Here is a 14,480-nt window from a genome sequence, read left to right as displayed (position 1 = left end):
TCACTACGCTCACGACCATGCTGACTCCGAGGATGCGCACCGCGGCCGGCTCCCTGGCACTGGCGACCACGCTCCTCATGAGCGGGTGCGGCACCGAGGAGGGCGACCCCGAGGCGCCGGCGCCCACCACCGCACCGACCGCCGTGACCGAGAATGAGGTCGTCACCGTCCTCGAGGCGTTCTGGGCCGAGCGGGTACGCGTGGAGTCTTCGGGTCGCTACGACACCGCCGACTTCTCCGGGATCCTGAGCCGCCGGATGATCGAGCCCCAGAGCCAGCAGTACCGGCAGTTCGACGAGATGGGCTTCCGCCGGGTGGGCCGGCCCCAGTTGCGTGACTTCACCGCCGAGGTCGACGGTGACACGGCGATCGCCACGGTGTGTGTACAGGAGGACGAGTGGGGTGCCGAGGCTGACGTCCAGATCGCCGAGCCCGAGCCCCAGGGCTGGTACGCCAGCAGCCATCGCCTCGAGCGAGCCGGCGACGCGTGGCTGATCGGCGACACCGCCAAGCCCCCAGCCGGAGTGTCGTGCTGAGATCGGGGCCGTCTGGCCGCCGCCCCTTGGTTCACCCAGCGGTCGGACGCGTGCTCGATGACCTTCCGTCGCGCCGACCACCACCGCCAGCGCCGACGTTCCGGTGCTCGAAGTCCAATCGATCGTCACCAAGGTCGACTGACCCTTAGGGTCGGGCCATGGGGGCATCAGCAGTCGAGGTCGAGGCCGGCGGGCGCGCCGTGCGTGTCTCGAGCCCGGACCGGGTCATCTACGAGAAGACCGACCGCACGCCGGACATCACCAAACTCGAGGTCGTCGAGTACTTCGTCGCTGTCCAGGACGGGCTCATGCGCGCACTGCGCGAGCGTCCGACGACGCTCGAGCGGTGGCCCAAGGGCGTCCGTGAGGACATGGTCATGGCGACCCGGGCCGACAGCCACGGGGATGCGTTCTACCAGAAGCGGGTGCCCAAGGGCGCTCCCCCGTACCTCGAGACGGTGCGTATCCACTTCCCCTCGGGACGGCGGGCCGACGAGATCTGTCCCACCGAGATCGCGGTGGCCGCATGGGCCGCGCACATGGGCACGGTCACCTTCCACCCGTGGCCCGTGCGGCGCGCCGACGTCGACCATCCCGACGAGATCCGCATCGACCTCGATCCCCAGCCGGGCACCGACTTCACCGACGCCCAGCGCGTGGCCAAGGCCGCCAAGGAGCTGTTGGAGGAGATCGGCATCCGGGGCTTCGCCAAGACCAGCGGCAACCGCGGCGTGCACATCTTCGCCCGGATCGAGCCGCGCTGGACCTTCACCGACGTGCGCCACGCGGCCCTGGCCTTCGGCCGCGAGCTCGAGCGCCGCGACGACGGCGTGACCACCGCCTGGTGGAAGGAGGAGCGCGGCGAGTCGATCTTCGTCGACTTCAACCAGAACGCCCGGGACCGCACGATCGCGAGCGCGTACAGCCTGCGGCCGAAGCCGGGCGCCCCGGTCTCGACGCCGATGACGTGGGACGAGCTGTTCGCCGTGGAGGACCCGCGCGACTTCAACCTCACGACCGTTCCGGCGCTGCTCGAGCAGCGTCCGGACCCGTGGCGCGAGATCGACGACGTCCAGCACTCGTTGCAGACCTTGCTCGACTGGTACGACCGCGACGAGGAGAACGGCCTGGGCGAGATGCCCTATCCGCCGGACTACCCGAAGATGCCCGGCGAGCCCCGGCGCGTCCAGCCATCGCGCAAGAAGCAGGACGGCTAGGGCCCGGCGGACTCCGGGCGGAGACCCGGGTGGCCCATCAGCGAGCGGGTGCGCAACAGCTCCTGGGCCACCTCGATCAGCCGCACGTTCTCGGTCTGGGAGATCCGCCGCAGGTAGGCGAAGGCCGTCTCGGCGTCCAGGTCGTACACCTGCATCAGCACGCCCTGGGCCTGCCCGATGACGTTGCGACTGTCCAGCGCGACCCGCAGGTTGACGTTCGTCTCGGCGTTGGCGTAGGCCACGGCCGCATGTGAGGCGAGCAGCTCCAGCACCTCAAGGTCGGCGCGGGTGAACGCCGCCTCGCGAGTGTCGTAGACGTTCAAGGAGCCGAACCGCCGTCCTGCCGTCTCCATCCGCGCGCTGATGGTGGAGCGGTATCCCAGGTCTCGCGCCCGCAGGGACCAGCGCGGCCATCGGGCGTCCGGCAGCTTCACGACCAAGTAGGAGCTGGCCCCGGTGCGGATCGCATCGAGGCACGGGCCCTCGTCCAGCTCGGCCTGCAGGTCATGGGCGATCTCGACCGGCGCCGAGGTGCCGGCGAACGTCTCGACGCGGCCCTTGGCCTTGGCGAGCATGATGCCGGAGTCCTCACCCTTGACGGCGGTACGGGCGTACTCGGTGATGTGCCGGACTGCCTGCTCCGGCGCCTCGTGGACCTCGGCCGCCATGTCGATCAGCAGCCGGTGGAAGTCCTGATCCATGCCGCCCTCCCCCCGGTGCGCGACCTCGCGCGAGGCGCGGGACTCATCGTCGCACGAGTGGAGGCCATCGCGACCGCCCCGCCGAGTGATCGGCGGGGCGGCCCGGCGGCGGGACGATCAGCGGCGGACCGTGATCTTCCCCTTCTTCGTGGCGGCCTTCAGGTGGGCGTTGCCCAGGTAGGAGACCGTCACCCGCTTCGTGCCCCGACTCAGACGGGGCAGCTTGACCGAGCCCTTGCCCTTCGCATTGATCGCGATCACGTACGAGCGCGAGCCGACCCGCACGAGGGCCTTGCCGCGGGCGTTCACGCCCGCCGGGGCCTTGACCCTGACCGTGACCCGGGCGCGGGTCGTCGTCCTGACCTTCTTCGGCGTGACCTTGAGCGCCACCTTGGCCGTGGCCTTGGTGACCCGCAGGACGATCGGGCCCGCCGAGCTGGCGGGGACGCCGCCGGCGCCGCGGTAGGTCGCCGTGACGAGGCGTGCGCCTGTCGTGGCGAACGCGCCCAGCGCGACCGACGCGCGACCGTTGCGGTCGAGCGTGGCCGTGCGGAGTCGCTTGCCGTCGACGAACACGTCGACCACGCCTTCGCCCGCCGTGACATCACCGTCGCGGTCGACCGTGACCGTGACGGACGCCTTGGCACGCTTCTGACCGGCGACGACGCTCGTCGGAGACACCATGAGGTCGACGACTGCACTCGGCACGCCCGGGGAGGCCTGCACCTTCAGCGCCACGGGCTGCGAGGTGCTCCCTGCGAGCTCGGCGCTGCCGCCGAACTGCGCGGTGACCAGGCGCTGACCGGCCGAGGGGATCGCCGGGAGGGCGATCTCCGCCGTGCCGTCAGCGCGCAGATCGGCCGAGCCGACGGCCTCGTCGTCCACGAACACCGTGACGACGCCCTCGGGGTCGGGCTGGTCACCCGCACCGGTGGCGGCCACCTTGATGGAGGCGGTGACGCCGGTCTTCCCGGCACCGATCGTGTACCGATCGAGCGTCAGCGACGTCGACGTGGCCGGCAGCGGCGCCTCGTACCCGACTCGGGCGATCCACGTGCGGTAGTTGCCCTCGCGCCCCGGGACGAAGTTCCGCTCGACGTTGCCCCGGCTGTCGACGGCGATCCACCGGATCTCGGCGCCCTCGTCGACCTTGAGGCGCTCGCCACCCTCACGCAGACCGGCGGCCGCGTACATCGTCGAGTGCAGGTTCGGGACCGTGCCGTCGGTCGTGTAGAAGATGCTCGCCGGCTCGTTCGTGGTGAACTCGACGTTCACCTTGCCCTCGGCGGCGCTCGAGGTGACCTTCACCTCGCTGGCGGGCGACACCGTGTCGGTGTCGTGGTCCCGGGCGATGCGCAGCATCTCGATGAGGCCGTTGGAGAACTCCATGGCCTCCTGGTGGGCACCCGGTCCCTTCGGGTCCGTCGCCTCGAACGGCGGCTGGAAGGTCGAGCCGACCTCGAAGTCCCACGCGTAGATCCCGTACTTGTACCAGAGCATGTCGCCGGAGTTGCCCGCCGCCGAGTAGAGGGTGTCCACCACGCGACCGGTGCGCGCCGGGGTCACCGACAGGCCACGATGGCGCTTGATGGCGGTCAGGATCCGCGAGGACGAGCCCTGGAACAGCGACTCCTCGGCCAGCGTCGGCTCGGGCGCGGTCTCGCGGCCGGGGACCTTGTAGGCCGCCGGCGACCACATGAAGTAGTTGCCCGAGCTGTGGACGTTCATCGACCACTTCATATTCGGGCGCGCGGCGACCCAGTCGACGTTCTGGGACTCGGGCTCGCTCAGCTCGGCCGGACCCGCGAAGGTGCCGCTCGTGCACACGTCGTTCGCGCCCGAGTAGCCGTCGAAGAAGCTGTACTCGTCGTAGTTGCGGTTGACGTCCACTCCCCACTGGTCGCGGCCGTTCGCGTCGGTGGCGCCGCCGTCGGCGCAGTGACGCGTCATGTTCTTGCGCTGCGAGTTGTAGTCGTAGAACGAGTAGTGGCCGCCGTCGGGGTTGACCGACGGGAGCACCCAGATCTCCAGGTTGTCCACGAGCTCGCGCGTCGGCGCGTGCGTCGCGTAGTTGCGCAGGAGCCGCTCGGCGGTCTCGAGCGTCACCAACGGCGGGACCCACTCACGCGCGTGCTCCTGCGCGTAGAAGAAGACGCCCGGCTTGGAGCCGTCGCGAACCTTGCCGATCTTGATGGCGTAGACCTCGTGCGGGTTGCGCGAGACGTACTCGGGCGCCTTGAGGTTGTCGCTCAGCGTCGTCTCCGGCGTCGCCGGGACGACACCGGTCCCCGCGTTGCCGCGGTAGGTGGAGGCCGAGACGAGCGCGCTCGCCTCGGGGCTCGCCGCGACGGCGGCCGCGACCTCCGAGGCCGTGCTCGTGGCGATGCCCGTGCCGTCGGTGGCCGAGGAGATGGTGATCGCGCGGTCCGCGACCGTCACGCTCAGGGCCTGGTCCGCTGCGGTCGGGTGCACGACGCGCAGCGTGATCCCGTTGCCTCCCTCGTGCCCCAGCTGCTTCGAGTCGAACGCCACCCGACGCGGGTCGTCCGCCGACGTCGTCCCGGCCGGAACGACCGCCTGGGCCAGGCGACGGTAGCCGTTGGTCTTGTTGGGCAGCTCGACGATCTCGGCCAGCTGCGGGTAGTCGGTCGCCAACTGGTGGATGCGGTCGTAGAGCTGCGTCGGATCGAGGTAGGACGTGATGAAGTCCTGCTGGTAGCCGTCGCCCTTGAACGGGTCGGGTTCGTCGCCGGTGGGCAGCCAGTCCGTCACCTTGGCGATCGCGACGTCCCCGCCGGGGCTGGTGATCCTGATCCGGTCCGGGCGGCTCGTCAGCGCCTGCTCGCCCGTCGTGGGGCTGGCGCCGCGGTGGTAGAGGTAGACGTTCGCGTCGACGAAGCGGTTGATCGTCTGGGTCCCGCCGCTGCCGAACGCCGTACCGGGACCGCTGTCGCGCTCCACCGTCAGCGCCGTGTTGGCGTCCTGCCCGTTCGCCCACTTCGCCTCCACCGACAGCACGGGCGTGCCGAACACGGTGTAGTACTCGGCCCGGGTGATCTTCACGTCGGAGACGTCGGGATGCGTCGCCTCGTCCACGAAGGCCGCGTTGGCGGCCTTCGCGGCGCGGATCGTCGCGTCCCGCTGGTCGAGCGCCGCGTCGGTGTCCTGCTGCGTGTAGAGGGTCTCTCCGGTCTCGAAGCCCGCTGTGCGCAACGCCTTGGCCTCGTTCCCCGTGATGATCGCGCGCACCTCGAGACCGCCCGGACGCTGTTCCACGCCATGATCGAGATCGACACCCGTCGCGACGAGCCGGTCGAGCTCGGCCGTGCCGGGCACCGTGATCGACACGACGGACGGCACCTCGTCCGGGAGGCGCTCGAGGGACACCGCGGCCGGGCCCGGAGGCGCGGCGGAGGCGACGGGAACGATGCTGGCCGCGGCGAGGGCGGGCAGCGCCAACGCCAGGACGGCCGCGGAGGCCTTCCTGCGCAGCGGGAGGAATGAGGCCATCAGCGTGGGTCCTGTCCATGGGCGACATGGGGGGTGCCCACACCCTAGATGTAACGCAGATCACACCGCCACCATCAGTTTCCCGAGAGCCTGCCCGGCCGCCCCGGTCCCGGCCGTATCCTCAACGCGTGAACCAGAAGGCGCCTGCGGGCTGGTACGACGATCCGGCCGGCAGCGGAGGCCAGCGGTTCTGGAACGGTCAGGCCTGGACCGAGCGGGTCGAGCCCACCGGGTCCACCACGCGAGCCACGCCCCGGCCCTCGCGCGGATCGCGCGAGCGGCTCCCTGACGGATACATGCTGTTGAACGGTGAGCGGGTGCCCTTGGGCCAGCTGACGCCGCCTCCGTCGACGCCACCGCGCCAGTTCGGCCCCGTCGGCGCGAAGAACCGCGGCGTCGTCGTCGCCGCGGCCGTCGCGATCGGCGTCGTGGTGCTGTTCCTCGTGTCGTCGCTGGTCCCGACGGAGGACCCGGGGATCGACCTGGGCGACTGGTCCGGTGGCGATGGCGACTTCGCCGCCCGGTACACGCTCGAGGTCGACTCACGCGACGGCATGGGCGTGGACGTGATCTGGTCCGACGGCACCGACGAGTACACCGAGACTGCGGTCGACCCGGGCTGGAGCACCGACATCGGCGCCGTGGACGGTGGGGTCCGCCTGGACGCGACGGCGAACGACGGCCGGGACATCCCCACGTGCCGCATCCTCGACGCGGACGGGTCCGTCATCATCAAGGCCACGGCGGCCTACCCCGGCGGGACGGCGACCTGCCGCTGGAACGACTAGAGCAAGACGTTGTCGAGGTCGTAGCGGGCGACCTCCTCCAGCTGCGCGTACGTGCACGACTCGGGCTCGCGGTCGGGGCGCCAGCGCTGGAACCGCGCGGTGTGGCGGAAACGTGCCTGGTCGCCCTCGCCCTCCATGTGCTCGTAGGCGACCTCGACGACACGCTCGGGCCGCAGCGGCACGAACGACAGGTCCTTGGTGCCGGTCCACCGGCTCTGCCCGCCCGGCAGCCGTCCGGACGCCTGCGCCTCGTCGTCGCGCCACCGGTCCCAGGGGTGCGACTCACCCGGCGCCACCTCCAGCGGCGCGAGCTCCTCGATCAGCTCGGCGCGCCGACTCTCGGTGAACGACGCCGCGACCCCGACGTGCTGCAGGCGCCCGTCGTCGGCATGCAGGCCCAGCAGCATCGAGCCCAGCAGCGGCCGCTCGGAGGTCGAGTTCTTGTGCAGCCGGTAGCCGGCCACCACGACGTCGGCGGTGCGGGCGTGCTTGACCTTCACCATCGTGCGTCCGTTCGACGCGTACGGACCGTCGAGGCGCTTCGCGATCACGCCGTCCAGTCCGGCGCCCTCGAAGGTCGTGAACCAGCGCTGCGCCTCGTCGGGGTCCTCGGTGACCCGGGTGACGTGGATCGGCGCGGTCGCCGCGGAGAGCGCGTCGACGAGCGCCGCCCGCCGGACGGCCAACGGCTCGTCGAGGAAGGACCGGTCACCGAGGGCGAGCAGGTCGAAGGCCACGAAGGACGCGGGCGTATCTCGGCTGAGCATCGTCACGCGCGAGGCGGCCGGGTGGATGCGGTTGCTCAGTGCGTCGAAGCTCAGCCGACCGTCCATCGCGATCACGATCTCGCCGTCGAGGACGCACCGCTCGGGCGTGTGCGCGCGGACCGCCTCCACGACGTCCGGGAAGTACCGGGTCAACGGCTTCGTCGAGCGGCTGGTGATCTCGATCTCATCGCCGTCGCGGAAGATCAGCGCCCGGAAACCGTCCCACTTGGGCTCGTAGAGCCACTCGTCGCCGCGAGGCACCTGCTTGGCGGACTTGGCGAGCATCGGCGCGACCGGCGGCATCACGGGCAGGTCCATGGCTTCAACCTGCCACAACTAGAATGTTCTGGTGCCCTCGACGACGTCTGTTCCCGCCGTGGAGGTTCGCGACCTCGTCATGCACTACGGCCGCGGCGACGCGGTCGTCCGAGCGGTCGACGGAGTGAATCTGACGGTCCAGCCCGGCACGGTCACCGCGATCCTCGGACCGAACGGTGCGGGCAAGACCACGACCATCGAGACGTGTGAGGGCTTCCGCCGTCCCCAGTCCGGCACGGTGCGCGTGCTGGGACTCGATCCCGTCGCCGATGCCGAGGCACTGCGCCCCCGCGTCGGGGTCATGCTGCAGTCCGGCGGCGCCTGGCTCGGCGTTCGCGCCGGCGAGATGCTGCGCCACATGGCCTCACTCCACGCCACTCCCCTGCCGGTCGAGCCCCTCGTCGAGCGGCTGGGCATGGAGTCGTTCGTCCGGACGCCGTACCGACGACTGTCCGGCGGTCAGAAGCAGCGGCTCTCGCTGGCGATGGCGATCATCGGCCGGCCCGAGCTGGTCTTCCTCGACGAGCCCACCGCGGGCCTCGACCCGCAGTCCCGCCGCGCGACGTGGGACCTCGTCGACGAGCTGCGCTCCCACGGGGTCACGACCGTCCTCACGACGCACTACATGGACGAGGCCCAGGAGCTGTCCGACCACGTCCACATCATCGACGCCGGCCGCGTCATCGCATCCGGCACGCCGGACGAGCTCGTCGCCGTCGGCGCCCAGAACACGATCCGGCTGCGCGCCCGCGCGAGCCTGGACCGTGCCTCGCTGGCCGCCGAGCTGCCGCCGGGAGCGACGGTGGCCGAGCCCGAGCCGGGCCTCTACGTGCTCACCACCGAGGTGGACCCGTCCGTGCTGCACCGGGTGACCGGGTGGTGCGCCGCCCACGGCGTGCTGATCGACTCGGTCCTCGTCGAACACCAGACCCTCGAGGACCGGTTCCTCGAGTTGACCGGGCGGGACCTGCGATGACCTCACTCGACCTCTCCCCCGCCCCCGGCGCCGCCTCGCGCGGACGCCGGCTGGCAGCGCAGACCGCGATGGAGCTGCGGCTGACCCTGCGCAACGGCGAACAGCTGCTGTTGACGTTCGTCATCCCGATCCTGCTGCTCGTCGCCGGCTCGCGGTCGGAGCGCCTCGTCGGCGGGGACCGCCCCATCGACGTCGTCGCGCCCGGCGTGCTGGCGCTCGCGATCCTCTCGACCTCCTTCACCTCGCTGGCCATCGCGACGGCCTTCGAGCGCCGCTACGGGGTGCTCAAGCGCCTCGGCGCCACGCCGCTGTCGCGCAGCGGGCTCCTGGGCGGCAAGGTCGCCGCGGTCGTCGTCCTGCAGCTCGGCCAGTTCGTCGTCCTCGGCGCACTCGCCGTCGCGCTGGGCTGGCGTCCGTCCGGTGGCGTCTCCGGCTGGCTCTGGCTGGTCGTGCTCGCCCTGTTGGCCACCGTCGCCTTCGGCGGCCTGGGCCTGCTCATGGCCGGCACCCTGCGCGCCGAGGCGACCCTGGCCGGGGCGAACCTCGTGTACGTGCTCCTCCTGGTCGGCGGCGGTGTCCTGCTGCCGCTCGACCGCTACCCGGACGCCGTGGCCGAAGCGCTGAGGCTGCTGCCGTCCGGGGCACTGGGCGAGGGCTTGCGTGACGCCTTCGCCACCGGATCGCCCGGTACGTTCGTCGTGGTGGTGCTCGCCGCGTGGGCCCTCGTGGCCGCGGCCGCCGCCGGAAGGTGGTTTCGATGGGAATGAACACAGTCTCGCGACGCACGGTGTCGCAGTCGACGGTCGAGAAGTGGGCGTGGGCCAACCTCGTCGCCAACACCCTGATCATCCTGACCGGCGGCCTCGTCCGGCTGACCGGCTCCGGCCTGGGCTGCCCGACGTGGCCGCGCTGCACGGACGAGTCGTTCGTGCCGCACGGAGCGCTCGGCTGGCACGGTGTCATCGAGTTCGGCAACCGCACCCTGACCTACGTGCTCATCGTCATCGCGATCGGCACCGTGCTCGCAACGTGGCGCTGGACCGGAGCCACGCGCAACCAGCTGCGTCTCGTGCTCGGCATCGCCATCGGGATCCCGTTCCAGGGCGTCATCGGCGGCATCACCGTGCTGACCGAACTGAACCCGTGGATCGTGTCGCTGCACCTGATCCTCTCGATGGCGCTGGTCGTCGCCGCGACGATCTTCCTGGTCACCCTGCGCCCGGACGAAGGCACCGTCGGGCGCGTCCCGGCGTGGATCGTCCAGGGTGCCTACGTCGTCCTGCTGGCCGTGATCTACATCGGCACGATCGTGACCGGCAGCGGACCGCACGCCGGTGACGCCAGCGCGCCGCGCAACGAGCTCGACCCCGCCTGGTGGAGCCGGATCCACGCCATCAGCGTGTGGCTCTTCCTGATCCTGACCGTCGCCGCGATCGTCCTCACCCGGGGTCGTGCACGCAAGGCCGGCGCGTGGGTGCTCGTGGCCGGACTGGCCCAGGGCCTCATCGGCTACGTGCAGTACTTCACTGATCTGCCGATCGTCCTGGTCGCGGCGCACCTGGTCGGGGCGGCCGTTCTGTTGGCGCTGGCCACGCGGTGGCTGCTGACGGCGCGTCCCGTCGCATCGTGAGGGTGCCCTCGTCGTCCGGCTCGCGTCCGACGAGCTCGAACCCGCAGCCGGCGTAGAACGCGATCCCCGCGGCGTTGTCGGCCATCACCCGCAGGGACAGCGGCCGGCGGCCCGCGCGAGCGACCACGGCGTCCACCAGCGCGTGGCCGACCCCGTGCCGGCGCGCCTGCGGTGCGACCCACATCGAGATCAGCTCAGGGGCGTCGGCCGTCGACAGCCCCACCATCCCGACGTCCTCACCGGCATCGTCGACGGCCAGGAAGATGCCCTCAGCCGAGGCGATGCGCTCGCGCCACTGATCCTCCGGGGTCCGAGGGCCGAGCCGGTGGGCCGAGCACGCGAACGCCGTGGGGTCCAGGGCCAGGGCGCGCGAGCGCACGTCACGCCAGCGGCGCCAGTCGTCAGGCTCGAGCTGCTCGATCCGCACGGTCACGCAGCCGGTCGGCCCTTGACGTCGACCCGGCGACGCACCGCCCACGAGCCCACGATCACCACGGTGGCGGCGATCGCCGCCCCGGCGGTGACCATCAGCCAGCCGATGGCGAACATGCCGCTGTCGTCGTCGGACCAGCTGGACCAGCAGCCCGCCGAGATCCCGACCACGGCCGAGACCACGAGGGGCAGCAGGTCCATCGTGCGCGCGAGCCAGCCGGCGGCCACCGCGATGACGAGCAGGACGACGACGAGCCCGGCCACCTGGCCGACCGTGTACTGGTCGTCGGAGTCGGTACCGAGGAAGATCCACCACGCGGCGAAGGCAGCGGCGGCGGGCAGGATCCAGACGAGGAAAGCGCGCATGACGCGAGCCTACGGCGTCGTCAGCCGATGAAGGGATCGACCGCCGCAGCGACGAACAGCAGCGCGAGGTACGCGTTGGAGAAGTGGAACAGGCGCATCGGCTTGATGATCGACAGTTCCTCGGTCTCGCGGGCACGGGCGCGCAGGTCGTAGGCCTCGATGAGGAACACGATGCCCAGCAGGATCGCCATCGACGGGAAGAACCAGCCCGTGTCGGCGACCGGCCAGACCACCAGCGAGGTCAGGACCGTCGCCCACGTGTAGCGGACGATCTGCCGGCCGACCTCGGCCGACGGCACGACCGACGGGAGCATCGGCACGTTCGCCGCCGAGTAGTCCTCGCGGTAGCGCATCGCCAGCGCCCAGAAGTGCGGCGGGGTCCAGAAGAAGACGACGAGGAAGAGCAGGAACGGCGTCCAGGCCAGCTCGTTGGTGACGGCCGTCCAGCCGATCAGCGGCGGGAAGCAGCCCGCGGCGCCTCCCCAGACGATGTTCTGGGTCGTGCGGCGCTTGAGGATCATCGTGTAACCGACGACGTAGAAGACGTTGGCGGCCAGCGCCAGCGCCGAGGACAGCCAGTTGACCGTCAGTCCCAACCAGGCGGTCGAGAGCACGCCCAGCACCAGACCGAAGACCAGCGCCTCCCGCGTGCCCACGTGATGGCGCGGCAGCGGCCGGCGGGCGGTGCGGCGCATCTTCTGGTCGATGTCGGCGTCCACGACGCAGTTCAGAGCGTTCGCGGAGCCGGCCGAGAGGGAGCCACCGATCAGCGTGGCCACGACGAGCCACAGGTCGGGAACGCCCTTCTGGGCGAGGAACATCACCGGAACCGTGGTCAGCAGGAGCAGTTCGATGATGCGGGGCTTGGTCAGCGCCACGTACGCGAGCACCACATCGCGGCGCCCGGGCCGATCGATACGGGTGTGCTCGTCGGCGGCGTGCGGAGTGACGGTCACATGGCAGAGTCTAATGCCCGGCGGATAGGCTCAGGAGGCAGACCTTGTTCGACCGACCTCGTGACGACCCAGGAGTTCCGCGGTGACCCACAGCCCCCACGCATCTGAACCGACGCTCGACTGGTCGGAGTTGGACGACCGCGCCGTCAACACCGCGCGGTTGCTGGCGGCCGACGCCGTCCAGAAGGCCGGTCACGGCCACCCCGGAACCGCGATGAGCCTGGCGCCTGCCGCCTACCTGATCTACCAGAAGTTGATGCGGCACGATCCCGCCGATCCGTCGTGGATCGGGCGCGACCGCTTCGTGCTGTCATGCGGCCACTCGAGCCTCACCCAGTACATCCAGCTGTACCTGGCGGGCTACCCGATGACGCTCGAGGACCTCCAGTCCCTGCGCACCTGGGGCAGTCAGACGCCGGGTCACCCCGAGTACGGCCACACCCCCGGCGTCGAGGTCACCACCGGCCCGCTCGGCCAGGGCGTCGCCAACGCGGTCGGCATGGCCATGGCCGCCCGCCGCGAGCGCGGCCTCTTCGACCCGTTCGCCGGTCCGGGCGAGAGCCCGTTCGACCACGACATCTACGCCATCTGCTCCGACGGCGACCTGCAGGAGGGCGTCTCGGCCGAGGCCTCCTCGCTCGCCGGCCTGCAGCAGCTGGGCAACCTCACCGTCCTGTACGACGACAACAAGATCTCCATCGAGGACGACACCGACGTCGCGTTCACCGAGGACGTCGCGCTGCGCTACGAGGCCTACGGCTGGCACGTCCAGACCGTCGACTGGACCCACGGCGGCGGCGAGTACCGCGAGGACGTCCACGCCCTCGCCGACGCGTTCGCGGCCGCGAAGCGCGTCACCGACCGCCCGAGCCTCATCGTCCTGCGCACGATCATCGCCTGGCCCGCACCGAACGCCCAGAACACCGGCGCCTCGCACGGCTCGGCCCTGGGCGCCGACGAGATCAAGGCCACCAAGAAGCTGCTCGGCTTCGATCCCGAGGTCGACTTCGCCGTCGCCGACGAGGTCCTCGAGCACACCCGCCAGGCCCTGGAGCGCGGCGAGGCGGCGCACGAGGAGTGGCAGACCCGCTTCGACCTCTGGGTCACGGCCAACGGCGAGCGCAAGGCACTGCTCGACCGGATGACCCGCCACGAGCTGCCCGAGGGCTGGGACGCGAACCTCCCGGTCTACGAGCCCAGCGAGAAGGGTGTCGCCACCCGCGTCGCCTCGGGCGACTTCCTCACCGCCGCCGCCGCGACCCTGCCGGAACTGTGGGGCGGCTCGGCCGACCTGGCCGGCTCGAACAACACGACCCCCAAGGACCAGCCCTCCTTCCTGCCGCCGCAGAACTCGACCAAGAAGTTCACCGGCGACTGGTACGGCCGGGTGCTGCACTTCGGCATCCGCGAGCACGCGATGGGCTCGATCATGAACGGCATCGCGCTGCACGGGCCCACCCGCCCGTACGGCGGCACGTTCCTGGTCTTCAGCGACTACATGCGCCCCGCCGTCCGGCTGGCCGCGCTGCAGGAGCTGCCCGTCACCTACGTCTGGACGCACGACTCGATCGGCCTGGGCGAGGACGGACCGACGCACCAGCCGGTCGAGCACCTCGCCGCCCTGCGCACGATCCCGGGCCTCGACGTCGTCCGCCCCGCGGACGCCAACGAGACCGTGGCCGTCTGGTCGACGATCCTGCAGCGCCATCACCGACCCGCCGCCCTGGCGCTGAGCCGGCAGAACCTGCCGGTCTTCCCCCGCGACGGCGAGTACGCCCCGGCGTCCGACGCCGCCAAGGGCGCCTACATCCTGCTCGACTCCCCCGCCGACCTGCACCACGCGACGCCCGACGTCATCCTCGTGGCCACGGGCTCGGAAGTGCAGCTGGCCGTGGCCGCGCGAGCGGCCCTGGCCGAGGAGGGCATCGCGGCGCGCGTCGTCTCGATGCCGTGTCGCGAATGGTTCGAGGAGCAGGACCAGGCGTACCGCGACAGCGTGATCCCGCCGCACGTGCGCGCTCGCGTCGCCATCGAGGCGGCCGTGGCGTTCGGCTGGCGCGACATCGTCGGCGATGCCGGACGCATCGTCTCGCTGGAGCACTTCGGCGCCTCGGCGTCGTACTCCGAGCTGTACGACCGCTTCGGCATCACCGCCGTCGCGGCGGTCGAGGCGGCCCGCGAGTCCATCCAGGCGGCGCAGCACGAGGGCGGAGTCCCCGTGTTCGCCCGGCCCACGGGACCGGTGCTCCCCGACACCACCCACTGAACCCCATCACCAGGAGT

Annotated in this window: 13 protein-coding genes; 7 read left to right on the top strand and 6 right to left on the bottom strand. The window is 71.0% G+C overall.

The genetic code is table 11. The features are described 5' to 3' along the window. Window positions 1-17: 17 nt before the first annotated feature. Together GL325_RS01275 and GL325_RS01270 are read left to right on the top strand one after the other, a co-directional pair. A complete protein-coding gene (locus GL325_RS01275) occupies window positions 18-536 on the top strand; it encodes a hypothetical protein (RefSeq protein WP_187768357.1) in 519 nt (172 codons plus the stop codon). 158 nt (window positions 537-694) lie between these two features. Further along, window positions 695-1,753, top strand: a complete 1,059-nt coding sequence (locus GL325_RS01270; protein ID WP_187768356.1) for a DNA polymerase domain-containing protein — start codon at window positions 695-697, stop codon at window positions 1,751-1,753. Here GL325_RS01270 and GL325_RS01265 read toward each other — a convergent pair. Then, the gene (locus GL325_RS01265) at window positions 1,750-2,454 is read right to left on the bottom strand and encodes a GAF and ANTAR domain-containing protein (RefSeq protein WP_187768355.1); all 705 of its coding nucleotides are present in this window, start codon (window positions 2,452-2,454) and stop codon (window positions 1,750-1,752) included. The two genes, GL325_RS01270 and GL325_RS01265, sit on opposite strands and share 4 nt — an antisense overlap. 117 nt (window positions 2,455-2,571) lie before the next feature. Beyond that, complete coding sequence (locus GL325_RS01260; protein WP_187768354.1) at window positions 2,572-5,964, bottom strand: M14 family zinc carboxypeptidase; 3,393 nt, start codon at window positions 5,962-5,964, stop codon at window positions 2,572-2,574. Window positions 5,965-6,092: 128 nt separating this feature from the next. On the opposite strand from GL325_RS01260, the gene GL325_RS01255 reads away from it, so the two are divergent. Next, window positions 6,093-6,752, top strand: a complete 660-nt coding sequence (locus GL325_RS01255; RefSeq protein ID WP_187768353.1) for a DUF2510 domain-containing protein — start codon at window positions 6,093-6,095, stop codon at window positions 6,750-6,752. Here GL325_RS01255 and GL325_RS01250 read toward each other — a convergent pair. Beyond that, complete coding sequence (locus GL325_RS01250; RefSeq protein WP_187768352.1) at window positions 6,749-7,837, bottom strand: ATP-dependent DNA ligase; 1,089 nt, start codon at window positions 7,835-7,837, stop codon at window positions 6,749-6,751. The genes GL325_RS01255 and GL325_RS01250 overlap by 4 nt on opposite strands. A gap of 31 nt (window positions 7,838-7,868) precedes the next feature. Between GL325_RS01250 and GL325_RS01245 the strand changes: the two genes are divergently transcribed. Genes GL325_RS01245 through GL325_RS01235 form a run of 3 tightly spaced genes read left to right on the top strand, consistent with a single transcriptional unit; the run spans window position 7,869 to window position 10,443 of the window. Next, window positions 7,869-8,813: an ABC transporter ATP-binding protein gene (locus tag GL325_RS01245; RefSeq protein WP_255955333.1), complete on the top strand. Its 945-nt coding sequence runs from the start codon at window positions 7,869-7,871 to the stop codon at window positions 8,811-8,813. Then, entirely contained in the window at window positions 8,810-9,580 is a 771-nt protein-coding gene (locus tag GL325_RS01240; RefSeq protein WP_154594873.1) for an ABC transporter permease, read from the top strand. Before GL325_RS01245 ends, GL325_RS01240 begins: the two co-directional genes overlap by 4 nt. After that, window positions 9,571-10,443: a heme A synthase gene (locus GL325_RS01235; protein ID WP_230081282.1), complete on the top strand. Its 873-nt coding sequence runs from the start codon at window positions 9,571-9,573 to the stop codon at window positions 10,441-10,443. The genes GL325_RS01240 and GL325_RS01235 overlap by 10 nt, the downstream gene beginning before the upstream one ends. Here the strand turns inward: GL325_RS01235 and GL325_RS01230 are convergent. From GL325_RS01230 to GL325_RS01220, 3 genes are read right to left on the bottom strand one after another with little or no spacing between them, the layout of a single operon-like run. Beyond that, window positions 10,337-10,876 (bottom strand): GNAT family N-acetyltransferase, encoded by a 540-nt coding sequence (locus GL325_RS01230; protein WP_187411373.1) that lies wholly within the window; start codon window positions 10,874-10,876, stop codon window positions 10,337-10,339. The two genes, GL325_RS01235 and GL325_RS01230, sit on opposite strands and share 107 nt — an antisense overlap. Continuing rightward, window positions 10,873-11,241, bottom strand: coding sequence for a hypothetical protein (locus GL325_RS01225; RefSeq protein ID WP_187411374.1), 369 nt, complete (start codon window positions 11,239-11,241; stop codon window positions 10,873-10,875). Before GL325_RS01225 ends, GL325_RS01230 begins: the two co-directional genes overlap by 4 nt. Before the next feature lie 20 nt (window positions 11,242-11,261). Then, on the bottom strand, window positions 11,262-12,197 hold the full coding sequence (locus GL325_RS01220) for a heme o synthase (protein ID WP_187411375.1): 936 nt from the start codon (window positions 12,195-12,197) through the stop codon (window positions 11,262-11,264). Window positions 12,198-12,279: 82 nt separating this feature from the next. Between GL325_RS01220 and tkt the strand changes: the two genes are divergently transcribed. Then, window positions 12,280-14,463: a transketolase gene (gene tkt, locus GL325_RS01215; protein WP_187411376.1), complete on the top strand. Its 2,184-nt coding sequence runs from the start codon at window positions 12,280-12,282 to the stop codon at window positions 14,461-14,463. Window positions 14,464-14,480 lie beyond the last annotated feature (17 nt).

This window comes from Aeromicrobium sp. 636 (assembly GCF_024433585.1).
GTDB classification, from domain to species: domain Bacteria; phylum Actinomycetota; class Actinomycetes; order Propionibacteriales; family Nocardioidaceae; genus Aeromicrobium; species Aeromicrobium senzhongii.
Note: the sequence above shows the minus strand (reverse complement) of the source record. Positions and strands in the feature narration are given on the sequence as shown.